This is a genomic window from Shinella oryzae (genome assembly GCF_023038235.1).
Taxonomy (GTDB): Bacteria; Pseudomonadota; Alphaproteobacteria; order Rhizobiales; family Rhizobiaceae; genus Shinella; species Shinella sumterensis.
Window position 1 is genome coordinate 1395304 of sequence record NZ_CP081988.1, and the last position, 12802, is coordinate 1408105.

A 12802-nucleotide genomic window follows, 5' to 3' on the forward strand; every position below is an offset into this window, starting at 1 on the left:
CGCGACATCTTGTCAAAATATTCAAAAAAATATTCACATGATGAATATTTTCGTTAATACGTTTTCTGGAGGGGGCTCGACGGCTCTTTTCTGTAGCTTCGCTGTCCACACCAAGCTCGGTTCATCGCCTATGGAATCCGCGCTGGTATCCTGGTGGTATTCCGTCGCTGGAATCAATCGGCTTAGTGTTGAGGAGCGCAAAGATAGATGGAGAGGAAAACTAATCCGCGCGGATTGTGTTAATCAGCGCCTGGTGGGGAGATGATTGTGCGGCCCTCAAGGCGCGCCGATGGTGGTGTCTACTTCAATCGCTCAGACGGCAATTGCATTTAGTCGCGCCCCCACGCTTGGCCGACCGATCCGAACTAAAACGACAATCCGATTATTTTCGCGAACGACGCACTCTTTCGGCCAAACTATGGTTTGGTCGCAATCATCGCTGTGACATTTTCAACTTTGTCCAGCCAGTCCGCAGCCGTCTCATCGGTCCAGGCAACGATGGATCTGACCCGGTCGTACTCATCCTGAATGTTACGCCGGAAGATCGGCTCATGATGGGCGATGCGGTTGCGCAAATCACGGATTTTTCCAAGTTTGTCGAAGCCTTCGCCGCGAAGCTGCTGGACGGTTTTCGCTGGATCGGCGTTAGGAAAAACCGTCATAAATTGCTTGTTCCAGACGGCGGCGTCATGGCTCTTGGTGAACATCCTTTCCCAAAACACGAACTTAAGTTCCGCAACAATTTTCCCGGAGGTCGGCAATTTGCTCAGCCCGATCAGGTCCCGGCGAGGGCTATAGCCAAACTGGGGATTTCGAAGGCTGATCTCAAAGCCTTTTTCCCATGGCCAGTTTGCCCCGTATGTGTTCTCAATCGCCGCAACTATTGAATTGCGGACGCTCACTTCGCATATTTGGAGCGGAACAAAAAAAGCAGCCGACAATTCCATATTCCAGCGGTAGAGTTCGAGCGCCGCTTCCTTGTCGCTCGCTTTCTCTGCCAGGTAGGTTGCGAATCTTGGTGCTGATAAAACCGCTGGAAGGCTGTGAATTTCTTCTGGAGTGAACGGCATCTTCTTATTCCTTATAAAGTTGCCGACACGTTCATTGACAGCGACGGTTGGTTTAGAATAGAGTCTTTATCGAAAGGCGCGTGAGGTCGCGGGGTAACACCACCCTCATCGTCATACGATATAAGGGAACGGCCCGCCATTGGCGGGCTTTTCTCGTTTTTGGCACTTCTCATCCTGTTGCCTCAGCGTCTGCTGGGACAATACCGTCGTTCTCACGTGCAGCAGAGCCAGCTTTGGCCGCTTCAGCTTGTGCCTTGTTGTATTCCTCCAAGGCCTGCATGTACTCGCGAAAGCCTTCGATCTCGCCGTAAGCTCCTATCTCCATGACACGGTCGATGAAGCGCGCATAAAGTCCGGGCTGAATTTTGCCTTGCCGCTGAAGGTACTCGACCGCGACGTTTGGGTTTATAAGCATCACATAATGGAAATCTCCAGACGGTCCATTCTTGCAGGCAATAAACCAGAGGTCCCGCAACGCCTTCATGCGCTTGCGCCATGTGTCGACCGCTCGCTCTCCCGTGAATCCGGCTTCAGCGGCAAAAGTGGCAGGGTTTTCGATCGTGACGAACGGGAAATCCGGAGCTCGGGCCCAAAGACCAAACAGAGTGTGGCCGGCAGGGCTGCCCTTAGTCTGTGAGTCGATGATCTGCATGGCGATCGGCAGTGTTCTGGCGATGGTGGTGAAACCGTCGTTGGTTTTGCGATGCCACAAAAAGGTCGCCGGTGTTCCAGGGAAGTGCAGCTCCAGCTGCTGCTGCGCCCGTTCCGCCATCTTCAGCCGTTTGACCGACGCCTGCCTGCCATTTGCCATTTCCATCATCCTTGCTGTTCATCTCTTGGACACACAATGTCCGAACGGTCCGAGATCGGCAATGAGGGATTGCGCTCCTCAAATCGCGCTTTCTAAATAGGCCAGTCGGGCCTCCATTCGCTTGGGAGCAGCTCAAATCGCGCAGTCAGATACGCTCAATTGCGTGATTTGGCGCAAGAAAATTCGAAAAATCCAGACAAATCAACCTCTTGTGCCCGCCTCGTGGTACTCCACGTATTCCCGTGCTGTCGTGATCCCGTCCTCCCGCTACTCCTGGGATTCTTAAGGGGCGCAAGACGGCCACTCGCTTGGCGTTGATCAGCATAAAAATGCTAGATCGATTGTCAGATCTTCAATCATTCCACTCACTGCGCCGGCCTGGAGGCCGGGTATCTGCCGTTCGCCATAGCTTGCCTCCCCGCTCGCCGCGTCGCTTCTCCTTGCCATCCTTGCCGACGGCTACGACTGTGACGGCATCGACATTTCGATACTTCTGGGTGCTGTCCCATTCCCAGTCGAAACTGACGGCCTCTCCCTTGAAGACGAACTTGCCGGACCAGGCGGCGAGAAATGAGTAATTTTCGCCATTAATCGTCAACACATGCTGATGCCAAGCCTTCTTGTTGCCACCACGGCTCGGTGGTCGCGACTTGTCTTTGAGATAGACGCCGTAGTTTTCGACATCGGCTTTTTCAATTCTCACCCCGTTGTCCCTCCCCAAGGTCTGTCTGGCGACGATCATCTTATCAAATCGTCCCGCCGTTGTTTAATCAAGAAGGCCTTCATGGCCTTGGATAGCGGAGGTTCGACGTCGAAATCCCCAAAGCGTTGGCGAAACCGCTGCCATTCCCGTCCCAGCCAGCCCGACCTGCGTGCATCCGGGCATAGCCAAATCCAATCGAGCCGCCATGGGCGGGCCGCATTTCCCTGCTGCGGCCGGAATGCACAGGCCCCGATAATCCTGCCAATCCCGTCCGAAAACAGAAAGCCGATTGCGTCCGGATCGTCCTCGATCGACCATTGCACGAAATCGTATCCGAATTCGCGTCGAAACAGCCGCGCGCGCTCGTACACTTCCTTCCGCTTCCAGCTTGGCGCATCGGCTCCAACCCAGCAAGCGTCGGTATCGCGGGCCAGAGCGACGATTAGTTTGCGATGCGGCTTGGGGTCGTTCACAATGGACCAACGACGATGGGCCTTGCGATGTTCGCGCTCGTCGGTCGGAGACCCTTTCATATAGGTAAGGCCGCAGCTCGGGCATTCGACGGATTGAGGTGCCGGAGGTTTGCGGTATCTCGGCGCGTGGACGGAAAGCGAGATTGCGACGCCTGCGTTGTCTGTGCGATATTCGATCCTGTAGCCGTCCTCGGTCTTGAGCTTTAAGGTCCTTATTCCGCCCCAGGGGCGATGCGGCGCGCACAAGCTGACAGGCGACATGCGATGACGGTTGCCATCGTAAAAGAGCACGGAAATTTCTTCGTCAGTTAGATGCGTCCTGTCCTGCAGATGATCTCGCAGGCGCGCGCATAAGGACGATAGATCGATGCGGAAGCCGAGGCGTTCGAGAAATATGCAAAATGCAGCTGCATCGGTCACCCCCAGTCGCCGAAACCCCATAACGTCGTCATTACGTGTCCGCGGGCGGGGATAAACGAAGCGGTACGGAAGATCGAGTTTCGAAGCCAACTCCGCAGGATCGATAACGGCCGGAGGATCCAGCCTGCGGTCAAGGGCGAACAGGATGTCTTCCAGTTCTGTGTCCGAAACCCATCGGCTTTCGACCATACGGTCCTCGACACTCTTGGGAAAGGACGTCGATTTAGGTGCCCGGCCTTGCAGCGCTCGCCACACCGCATCAATCCTTTCCGGTTCCAGTTCCATTGTCTGCCCCTGTCGCCATAGCCCGATAACGCTCACTGTGCCTACTAGCCCGGATCGATACCATTTGCTCGGAACAGCTGCTCGAAGAATGCCGTCAATCGCGCAACGTGATCGCGTCGGGTCGTCTCGTTGGCACCAAAACGGAAGATCTCATAGCCGGCCAACCTGAGCTCCCTGTCGGCGGAAACCATGTCGGCATATATGTCTAGCGAAGGTTGGCCGTCTTTGCTGAAATGCTGCTTGCCGTCGACCTCGATAACCACGCGTTGCCGTTGCGGCAGCAGCATCAGAAAATCCATGCGCTGGCGTGGCAACGGCAATCTACCGCGGAGCAGTTTCACGACAGTGGGATCGTAGTGCAGGTAGACCTGAGGGATGAGCGCCGGGAGGCGTGGCCCCATGCGCTCGCGAAATGCCTTGAAGTAGGCGGCAAAGAGGTTTCGCTCTCCGTCGGACATGAGCGATTGTTGCAAGCGCACGCCAAGACCCTTTGCCGGATCACCTTCCCCGCATTCCGGATGATTCCGCCACCAATCGACTAGCTGGGACCAAACAGACCTCCTGGCCCGAGCGGCCGGTCGTAGACTAGACAACTGTCCTGCCCAGAGAGGATCACAATGTCGTTGTTGATCGCGTCAGCGAAACCGATTTCCGGTTTCGGGCCGCGAGATGCGAATACAAGGTTCTTTGCCTGTCCATCCACTCCGCGGCGAATGGCTTGCAGCTCATAGACCGGATAACCGGATTCCGCGCCGGCAGGCACCAGGTGATAATGGTCGCGGACCAGAATCCTGTTGAGGCTTTCGACCATCGCAACCTGATCGTTACCTCGGCGCGCGAGTGGGTGCACAGCATCACCGATCAGCGCAGCGAAACGGGCCCTTGAGCACTGGAATGCGCCGATCTGCTCGAACAGAAATTCCACCGTCCAATCCGTTTCATGATGAACCATATGGCGGATGATCTTGTCGCGAAGCGTACTGGCAGATGACGGCAGAAAGGCATCGAACGGCGAGCCGATGGCAAAGTGCCGCTCGATCATTTCTATCAAAGGACGATCTCCCGAAAGATCGTAACCAAATGCCTTGGCGATGTCGCGCCGCGTGATTTCAGTGATCGGCGGTGTCCCGCGTTCCAGCACCGATCGGGCAGTCTCGTCGAGGCGGACGTCATCGGTCCGAAATGCCAGAGCGAGTGCAAAATCCGCAACTTCCTTTTCGGATTTCGTCTCGAGAGCCGCACTGATGCGCTCACGCTTGGACAAACTCTCACCGGTTGGGATAGGAAATCCAAGCTCACCGGGCAGGCCATTGGTGAGCTCATCGTGAGTCATGCCTTGCAGCTTGTCCGACAGCAGTCCGTAAAGGCTGTATCTCATCTCCCGCTTGCCCTCCTCCCTGCATTTGCGACGCGATTTCGAGAGCGCCGGTCGATGATTCCGTGGAAAAGTATCAGAGCAAATCTGTCCAAGCCAAGCCAGAATTGGATTAAACCATGGAGCTACTTGCACCACGGTTGCCGGGATCGGTCCAGAGCCGGGCACGGCCCTTCTTGACGAGCATCGATCCAAGTGATCGGCCGTTGCCTTTAACGGCTCGAATCTACCTGCCATACCGGTCTCGATCGCGATCGGCGGACACGAGCGAGAACGGGCCCGTGTTCAAGAGAGTGAGAAGACGGTGTTTGGTTGTTTTGCTGCGCATCCGTTCGGCCTTGCATCTGGGCGGACTGAGCTCAGGTGCATCAATGTCGTCAATCCGGATATTACCTCGGGGTTTATCGCGAAGTTCAGTCTAACGAGCAGCCTGAGCTGCTTACCGCCGCTTCTGCACCCAGAATGCCCCTCGCTTCGCGAAAGATACTTGTTGCAGCTAACCGGCTATTGCCTCTGATAACTTTTTCAAAATGTCACATTAGTATGAGGGGAGGTTCTATTGAGCTGGACGGTTGCTGACTTGCTCAAGCCCTTGAAATTCAACCGGTCCCGTTTGTCGCGTGGGCTCCACGAGAGCGGGGCCGGCGGTTCGTATCCGTTCAAGAGCATTTAAGAGAGCCGTGAACGGGGAATGAAGGCGTGAAATTTCAGCTAGAAAACGTCATTCAATTGCATTACATTCTCCTTGAATATGGAGACAGCCATGGCCGCAAACGCTCTTGTACAAACACGTATTGATTCCGAAGTCCGGGATCGTGCTTCTGCCGTCCTTGAAAGCATGGGCCTCACGGTATCTGATGCGGTTCGTATCATGCTCACCCGGACTGCTAACGAAGGTGCTCTGCCTCTTGAACTTTTATCCGGCAGTGAGGCGCATGACGCCTGGTTTCGGACCAAGGTGCTCGAAGCGTTAAACGATACTCGACCGGATCTATCGGACGACGAGGCCGAGGCGCACTTTGCCAAACGTCGAGCGGCGGCCCGCCTTAAAGCTGGTGTACCAGAATCGTGAAACTTACTTGGTCTGCTTTTGCGTTATCGGATCGTGACGCCATCTTCACATACATCGAGGCAGATAATCCCGCAGCTGCCGTCTTGATTGATGAACGGATAGCCGCTGGCGCCCGTCGCTTGCTCGATTTTCCTGCCAGTGGGCGCGTGGGTCGAATTGCCGGGACGCGCGAACTCGTCATCAGTGGCACGCCTTACATCGCCGCCTACACTGCTGCCGAGACGACAGTTCGAATTCTTCGCGTACTCCATGGCGCGCAAGAATGGCCAGAAAATCTGCCGCTAAGCTGATCGACTACGTTTATGTAGGGGCCGACGGTTCGATCCCCATCAAGAGCTTGGATGAGCTTTGGCGTCCGGAGTTTCGGGGTGGACATCCGCCGCGGACGCAGACAAAGTTCTGGCGCTCACCTTGATGCACTCAGACTTTTTTGACCGGAGGGAAGTGAGCTTTGAACCGGCACGGACATCCTCGTGGCGTATTTTGGCTTCTGTCGTTGATCGTCTTTCTCGGTTGTGCACTCAGCAGCGCAAGAGCGGAAGATCTGTCGATTATCACCTCCTATCCGCCGTCCTTCTACGAGCCATTCCAGCGGGCCTTCGAAGCTCGCAATCCTGACGTGCGCGTCACGATTGTCCAACGCAACACGGGCAGTGCGAGTCGCTTCATCCTCGAAAAGCCTGAGATTGCCGCGGATATCTTCTGGGCTTCGGCGACGGATGCCTTCGAGCTTCTGAAGCGCAAAGGGGCCCTGAGGGCGATCCGCCCGCGCCAGACCGGCGCGCCGGAACGCATTCTCGGTTATTCGGTCAACGATCCAGATGGATTCTATCTCGGTTTTGCGCTGTCGGGTTACGGGCTCGTCTACAATGCGGCCTATCTCGCGCAGTATGGCCTGCCGGTGCCGCAGAACTGGCAGGATCTGCTTAAACCCGCCTATGCCGGTCATATCGGCATCACCTCGCCCTCCCGCTCCGGCACCACGCATCTCATCGTGGAAGCCCTGCTGCAGGCCTATGGCTGGGAGCGGGGATGGGCGCTGCTGTCAGAGATTGGCGGCAATCTCTCGACGGTCACGGCGCGCAGCTTCGGCGTCGCCTCGGGCGTGGCGCAACGCCGCTTTGGCATCGGCGTCACCATCGATTTCCTGGCGAAGGCGCCGGATGTCGCGGGTGGCGAGAATGTGTTCGCACTGACGCCGGACCCGATCTACGTGCCGGCCAACATCGCCATTCTCTCGCGGGCGCGTAATGGAGAGGCGGCCGAGCGCTTCGTCGATTTCTTGTTTTCCGCGGAGGGGCAGGGCATCTTGCTGCGGCCGGTCATCAGGCGCATTCCGGTGCGCGCGGAGCTGAATGCCGGCCTGCTGCCGCCCGAAAGCACGGGCGGCCTGCTTGCCGCCAACGGGTTCGATGCGCGCCTTTCGGCCGAGCGCTACGGCATCGTCAACCTGATCTTCGATGACTACATCATTCGTCGACGGGCGATGCTCGCCCGTCTGTGGGCGCGGCTTCGGGAATTCGAAGGCCAGGCGCCGGGTGATGCCGCGCGGCAAAGCACGTTGGCAAGTGTGCGCCGACTGCTGGGCACGCCGCCTCTGTCGGCTGGAGATGTCGAGAAACTGGCCAATGACCTCAAGGGCGAGTGGCCGCGGGGAATTGCCCGCACGGCGGCGCAGCAGACCGTCGCGCGCGACATAAGGGGCGTCGTGGAGCAGAACCTTGCCCGGGCGGAAAGCCTGCTGGTGACGATCTCGACCCCGCCCGGCCGGCGATGGTAGAAGCCGGTGCTATGACCTATGATGGATCACGACGGAACGGGCCGAGGCGCTGGCGCTTTGGCATCGGCGCGCGCCTCGGTGCGGCCTTCGTCGCGATCGTCGGTCTTGCCGTCGGCGCCAGTCTTGTCGGCTGGCTTTCCTATCGCGAGTTGTCGGGCGAGCTTTCGCGCATTGCCGAAGTGCAGATGCCGCAGCTGGCTTTCGCCTCGCGGCTCTCCAAGGCGGGAGCGGATATCGGCTCGGTTACGACGGCGCTGACCGGCGCGGAGACACGGGCGGAATATAACGAGACCCGCCGCGTCTATGCCGAGCGGCTGGCCGCCTTGCAGGCATTGCTGGAGGACAACGAGGCCGAACCTTCCGTGCAGAAGCTTCTACCGCTGGCCGCCTCGATCAATGGCAATCTCGCCCGGATCGACCTGGCGGCCGGCAAGCGCTTCACGCTGGCCGAGGCGATGCGCGCGGATGTCGACGAACTGCGCTGGGTGCAGGCCGACCTGATCGAGGAGGCTGATCCGCTGGTTGACGACATCCGCTTCAACATCGAGGCGGAAACACGCAATGGCCGCAGCGCGGCCGCGCTCGGCGAGCAGCGGCGCAGCGAAGCGCTGCTGACCGTGGTGTCGCAGGCCAATCTTGCAACCGGGCTGATCGCCCGGCTCGTCAGCAGCGCGACGGCGGAGGAGGTGCAGGAGGCCAACGCTTTTCTCGGCGACAGCGCGGACGAGCTTGCTGCGCGCCTGGCGACGCTAGAGGGCTGGCCGGACAGTCTGACGGTGCGCCAGCTTGCCCGGCGCATCCTGCAGCAATCTGACCCCGCGACGGGTACACCCAACCGCAAGCGTTCCGAAATGCGCGAGGCGGAGCGGCTCGGTGAACTGGCGAAGGAGAACGGCCGTCTCGTCGCGGCGCTCGGTCAGCGCATCGAGGCGGAAGTGGTGGCCATCGAGGCGAGCGCCGGTGCGGCGGCGCAAAGGGCGGCGGCGGCCATCGATCTCGGGCGTAAGCTGCTTGCGGCCATCGCCGTGCTGGCCGTCGCGCTCGCCGTCGTCATCGGCGTCTTTTATGTGCATCGCAGCCTGCTTGTCCGCATCGACCAGCTCGCCCATGTCGCGACGGCGATCAGCGCGGGCAATCCCGCTGTACCCATCCCGCCGGGCGGCAACGACGAACTGGCGGACCTTGCCCGCGCTCTCACCCTCTTTCGCCAGACGCGCGACGAGCTGGTTCAGTCGGCAAAGCTCGCGGCGCTCGGCCAAATGGCGGCCGGCATCGGCCACGAGCTCAACCAACCGCTGGCGGCAATCCGCGCGCATATCCACAGCGGCTCCACGCTGATCTCGCGTGGCAACAGCGAGCAGGCGCTGAACAACCTGGAGAAGATCCGCGGGCTTACGGCGCGCATGGCCGGGCAGATCAGCCATATCCGCCGCTTCGCGCGCCGGCCGGATGCGAAACTGCAGCCCGTTGATCTTGCGGCCGTCGTGCACGAGGCGTTGAGCCTGCTCGACCATCGCTTCGAGGAGGAGGGCGCGACGCTCGCACTCGTGCTGCCGCCCGATCTGCCGCAGGTCATGGCCGAGCCGGTGCGGCTCGAACAGGTCGTGGTGAACCTTGTCGCCAATGCCCTCGATGCCGTGGCGGAGCGGGCCGAAAGGGTGGTGACGGTGACGGCGGTGGGGAGCGGCGAGGGGGCGAGCCTGATCGTCGGCGATACCGGTGCGGGCATTGCTGCTGGGAAACGCGATGCGGTCTTCGATCCCTTCTTCACCACCAAGCCGGTGGGTGCGGGTCTTGGGCTCGGCCTTTCCATTTCCTATAACATCATCAAGGATTTCGGCGCCGATATCGCCGTGCTGGAGACCGGACCCTGCGGCACGTCCTTCATCGTGTCCCTGAAAGGAGCGGCATGACCGCATCGATAGACGTCATCCTCGTCGACGACGACGCCAATGTGCTCGACGCCTGCCGTGAGCTTCTGGAGATCGAGGGGTTTCGCGTATCCGCGCACGGTTCCGTTTCGGGGGCGCTGGCGGGGCTTGCGGCCGATAGCGAGGCGGTCTTCGTCTCCGATGTTCGCATGCCCCGACAGGACGGTTTCGATCTCGTTGCCGCCGTGCAGGGGATCGACAAGGAGATTCCGATCGTGCTGATGACCGGTCACGGCGATATCCCCATGGCGCTGCGCGCGATGCGCGATGGCGTATGGGATTTTCTAGAGAAGCCAGCCGATCCGGTGCATCTCATCGAGACCGTGCGCCGCGCGCGCGACCATCGCGGCCTGCTTATCGAGAACCGGCGCCTACGCCTGTCCATCGCAACCGACGGCTGGGAGGCGCGGTTGATCGGCCATTCGGCGCCGATGGTGGCGCTGCGCGAGCGGTTGAAGCGCATCGCGGGCGCAGCAACAGATATTCTCGTGCTCGGCGAGACGGGCACTGGCAAGGAGGTGACGGCGCGGGCGTTGCACGATTTCAGCGGCCGCAAGGGCCGCTTCGTCGCGGTCAATTGCGGCGCGATCCCGGAGACCATGCTGGAATCGGAACTGTTCGGCCACGAGGCTGGCGCCTTTACCGGGGCGAAGGACAGGCGCATCGGCAAGGTCGAGCATTCCCATGGCGGCACGCTTTTCCTCGACGAGATCGAATCCATGCCGTTGCCCGCACAGGTGCGGCTGCTGCGCGTGCTGCAGGAGCGGGTCATCGAACGGCTGGGCTCAAACGACGAGGTGGCGGTCGACCTCCATGTCGTCGCCGCCACCAAGGCGGATTTGCACCAGCTTGCCCGGCAGGGCAGGTTCCGCGAAGATCTCGCTTACCGGCTCGACATTGCCCGTGTCGAACTGCCTGCGCTTTCGGTTCGCCGGGGCGACGTCGCGCTGCTTTTCCGCCACTTCCTCGATCTGGCTGCCCGCCGGCAGGGCCGCGCAGCCCCGCATGTCGATGCGAGCGTGTTGGCCGATCTCGACCGGCGCAGCTGGCCCGGCAATGTGCGTGAATTGCGAAACGTTGCCGAACGCTTCGTGCTCGGCCTCGAAGACCTGCCGACGGGCGGCGAAGTGGCCGGCGAGACGCTGGAGGCACGCATGGACCGGGTGGAGCGGGCTATCCTCATAGACAGCCTTGCCGAGCAGGAAGGCCGCATCGGCGTGACGGCGGACATGCTCGGCATCTCGCGCAAGACGCTGTACCTGAAGATGCGCAAGCATGGCCTCGGGGGGGAAGAGGAGGTGTAACGTTACCTTATTGACCCCGGAAAACGGCGGCGATGTTACCTTTCTTTCCCATCTTCCGTGCAAGAACGCTGGAAAACCGGCATTTCCGAAACTGGCACGGGCCTTGCTGATATTCCGATGACCGCCGGAGAGTCGGCGGTGCCATTGGGAGGAAACCATATGCTCAAGACCATTGCCGCGGCGATGCTGATGTCGGCCGCCATGATCGTTACCGTTCAAGCCCAGGACGGCGGAAAAGTCACCGTCATCACGTCCTTCTCCAAGGACGTCACCGATCCCTTCAAGGCCGGCTTCGAGGCCGCCAATCCCGGTTATACGCTCGACGTTCAGAACAAAAGCACGAGCTCGGGCGTCAAGTTCGTCGACGAGACGAAGGGCAACAACCAGGTCGACCTGTTCTGGGCTTCCGCGCCCGATGCCTTCGAGAACCTGAAGAGCCGCGACCTGCTGACCCGGTTTACGCCGTCCGTCACGGGCCTGCCGGAAAAGGTCGGTTCCTATCCGGTCAACGATCCGCAGGGCTACTACTTCGGCTTTGCCGCGTCCGGTTACGGCATCATGTCGAACGATCGCTATCTGGAGGCCAGCAATCTCCCGCAGCCGACCGAATGGAGCGACCTCCTGAAGCCGGAATATCACGACCATATCGCCATCGCTGCACCCTCGCGCTCCGGCACGACGCATCTGACGATCGAGACGATCCTGCAGGGCGAGGGCTGGGAAAAGGGCTGGGCGACGCTGACCGGCATCGGCGGCAATCTCCAGCAGGTGACGGAGCGCTCCTTCGGCGTGCCGGATGCGGTCAATTCCGGCCAGACGGGTATCGGCATCGTCATCGACTTCTTCGCCTTTTCCGCCAAGGCGAGCGGTTTCCCGGTCTCGTTCAGCTATCCGTCGATCACGACGGTCGTGCCGGCCAATGTCGGCATCATCGCCAATGCGCCGAACCAGAAGGGCGCCGAAGCCTTCGTGAACTACCTGCTGTCGGAAAAGGGACAGGCCGTTCTGCTCGAACCGGCGATCCGTCGCCTGCCGATCAATCCGGCACTCTACAAGAATGCGCCGGAAGGCTTCCCGAACCCCTTCGAGGATCCACGCTTCCACTCGATGATCGCCTTCGATTCCGAGGTCTCCAAGCAGCGTACGGATGTTGTCGACGCCCTTTACGACCAGCTGATCACCTTCCAACTCGACAATCTGCGCGATGCGACGAAGGCGATCCATGCTGCCGAAAAGGCGCTGGCAGCCAATGACCAGGCCGAAGCGCGCGCGCTGATTGTAGAGGCCCATGGCCTGATGGCCCGCATGCCAGTCTCGGCGGAAGAGGCAGCGACCGACGAAATGCGCGCGGCCTTCACCGGCGGCGAGGAAAAGACGGCCCGTCAGGCCGAACTGGAACAGACCTGGGCGGCCTTTGCGAGCGAGAAATACGCTGCCGCCAAGTCCAAGGCCGAGCAGGCGCTCGACCTGATCGACTGATGTTGCCAGGGCCGCCCGCCGGACGGGCGGTCTCCCCTCAGCCCTGTCTTTGCTCCTCCCGGCGCCCTTGGCCGCCGGGCCGGCCGATCTCACTCCGGA

Annotated in this window: 12 protein-coding genes; 6 read left to right on the top strand and 6 right to left on the bottom strand. The window is 60.1% G+C overall.

Going from position 1 to position 12802, the window contains the following annotated elements; translation table 11 throughout:
- Positions 1–416: 416 nt before the first annotated feature.
- The 6 genes from K6301_RS22675 to K6301_RS22700 form a co-directional block, all read right to left on the bottom strand.
- Positions 417–1070: a hypothetical protein gene (locus K6301_RS22675; protein ID WP_247221101.1), complete on the bottom strand. Its 654-nt coding sequence runs from the start codon at positions 1068–1070 to the stop codon at positions 417–419.
- Positions 1071–1239: 169 nt separating this feature from the next.
- Positions 1240–1890: a hypothetical protein gene (locus K6301_RS22680; RefSeq protein ID WP_247221102.1), complete on the bottom strand. Its 651-nt coding sequence runs from the start codon at positions 1888–1890 to the stop codon at positions 1240–1242.
- Between the two features lie 343 nt (positions 1891–2233).
- Positions 2234–2623, bottom strand: a complete 390-nt coding sequence (locus K6301_RS22685; protein WP_247221103.1) for a hypothetical protein — start codon at positions 2621–2623, stop codon at positions 2234–2236.
- The gene (locus tag K6301_RS22690; protein WP_247221104.1) at positions 2620–3762 is read right to left on the bottom strand and encodes a C2H2-type zinc finger protein; all 1143 of its coding nucleotides are present in this window, start codon (positions 3760–3762) and stop codon (positions 2620–2622) included. Before K6301_RS22690 ends, K6301_RS22685 begins: the two co-directional genes overlap by 4 nt.
- A gap of 44 nt (positions 3763–3806) precedes the next feature.
- On the bottom strand, positions 3807–4241 hold the full coding sequence (locus K6301_RS22695; protein WP_247221105.1) for an endonuclease domain-containing protein: 435 nt from the start codon (positions 4239–4241) through the stop codon (positions 3807–3809).
- A gap of 59 nt (positions 4242–4300) precedes the next feature.
- A complete protein-coding gene (locus K6301_RS22700) occupies positions 4301–5140 on the bottom strand; it encodes an AbiJ-related protein (RefSeq protein WP_247221106.1) in 840 nt (279 codons plus the stop codon).
- Positions 5141–5900: 760 nt separating this feature from the next.
- Here K6301_RS22700 and K6301_RS22705 point away from each other — a divergent pair.
- From K6301_RS22705 to K6301_RS22730, 6 genes are all read left to right on the top strand, one after another.
- On the top strand, positions 5901–6209 hold the full coding sequence (locus K6301_RS22705; protein WP_044460133.1) for a type II toxin-antitoxin system RelB/DinJ family antitoxin: 309 nt from the start codon (positions 5901–5903) through the stop codon (positions 6207–6209).
- A complete protein-coding gene (locus K6301_RS22710) occupies positions 6206–6499 on the top strand; it encodes a type II toxin-antitoxin system RelE/ParE family toxin (protein ID WP_247221107.1) in 294 nt (97 codons plus the stop codon). The genes K6301_RS22705 and K6301_RS22710 overlap by 4 nt, the downstream gene beginning before the upstream one ends.
- 206 nt (positions 6500–6705) lie before the next feature.
- Positions 6706–7989 carry an ABC transporter substrate-binding protein gene (locus tag K6301_RS22715; RefSeq protein WP_281505888.1) on the top strand — a complete coding sequence of 428 codons (1284 nt, stop codon included), beginning with the start codon at positions 6706–6708 and terminating at the stop codon, positions 7987–7989.
- Positions 7990–8000: 11 nt separating this feature from the next.
- Positions 8001–9902, top strand: coding sequence for an ATP-binding protein (locus tag K6301_RS22720; protein WP_247221109.1), 1902 nt, complete (start codon positions 8001–8003; stop codon positions 9900–9902).
- Positions 9899–11224: a sigma-54-dependent transcriptional regulator gene (locus tag K6301_RS22725; protein WP_247221110.1), complete on the top strand. Its 1326-nt coding sequence runs from the start codon at positions 9899–9901 to the stop codon at positions 11222–11224. The genes K6301_RS22720 and K6301_RS22725 overlap by 4 nt, the downstream gene beginning before the upstream one ends.
- 159 nt (positions 11225–11383) lie before the next feature.
- A complete protein-coding gene (locus tag K6301_RS22730) occupies positions 11384–12703 on the top strand; it encodes an ABC transporter substrate-binding protein (RefSeq protein ID WP_247221111.1) in 1320 nt (439 codons plus the stop codon).
- Positions 12704–12802 lie beyond the last annotated feature (99 nt).

Bases quoted from the DNA above. Each gene is read 5' to 3' on its own strand.
- K6301_RS22675 (WP_247221101.1), bottom strand. From the start codon at position 1,070: ATGCCGTTCACTCCAGAAGAAATTCACAGCCTTCCAGCGGTTTTATCA.
- K6301_RS22690 (WP_247221104.1), bottom strand. From the start codon at position 3,762: ATGGAACTGGAACCGGAAAGGATTGATGCGGTGTGGCGAGCGCTGCAA.
- K6301_RS22680 (WP_247221102.1), bottom strand. From the start codon at position 1,890: ATGATGGAAATGGCAAATGGCAGGCAGGCGTCGGTCAAACGGCTGAAG.
- K6301_RS22705 (WP_044460133.1), top strand. From the start codon at position 5,901: ATGGCCGCAAACGCTCTTGTACAAACACGTATTGATTCCGAAGTCCGG.
- K6301_RS22685 (WP_247221103.1), bottom strand. From the start codon at position 2,623: ATGATCGTCGCCAGACAGACCTTGGGGAGGGACAACGGGGTGAGAATT.
- K6301_RS22730 (WP_247221111.1), top strand. From the start codon at position 11,384: ATGCTCAAGACCATTGCCGCGGCGATGCTGATGTCGGCCGCCATGATC.
- K6301_RS22700 (WP_247221106.1), bottom strand. From the start codon at position 5,140: ATGAGATACAGCCTTTACGGACTGCTGTCGGACAAGCTGCAAGGCATG.
- K6301_RS22720 (WP_247221109.1), top strand. From the start codon at position 8,001: ATGACCTATGATGGATCACGACGGAACGGGCCGAGGCGCTGGCGCTTT.
- K6301_RS22725 (WP_247221110.1), top strand. From the start codon at position 9,899: ATGACCGCATCGATAGACGTCATCCTCGTCGACGACGACGCCAATGTG.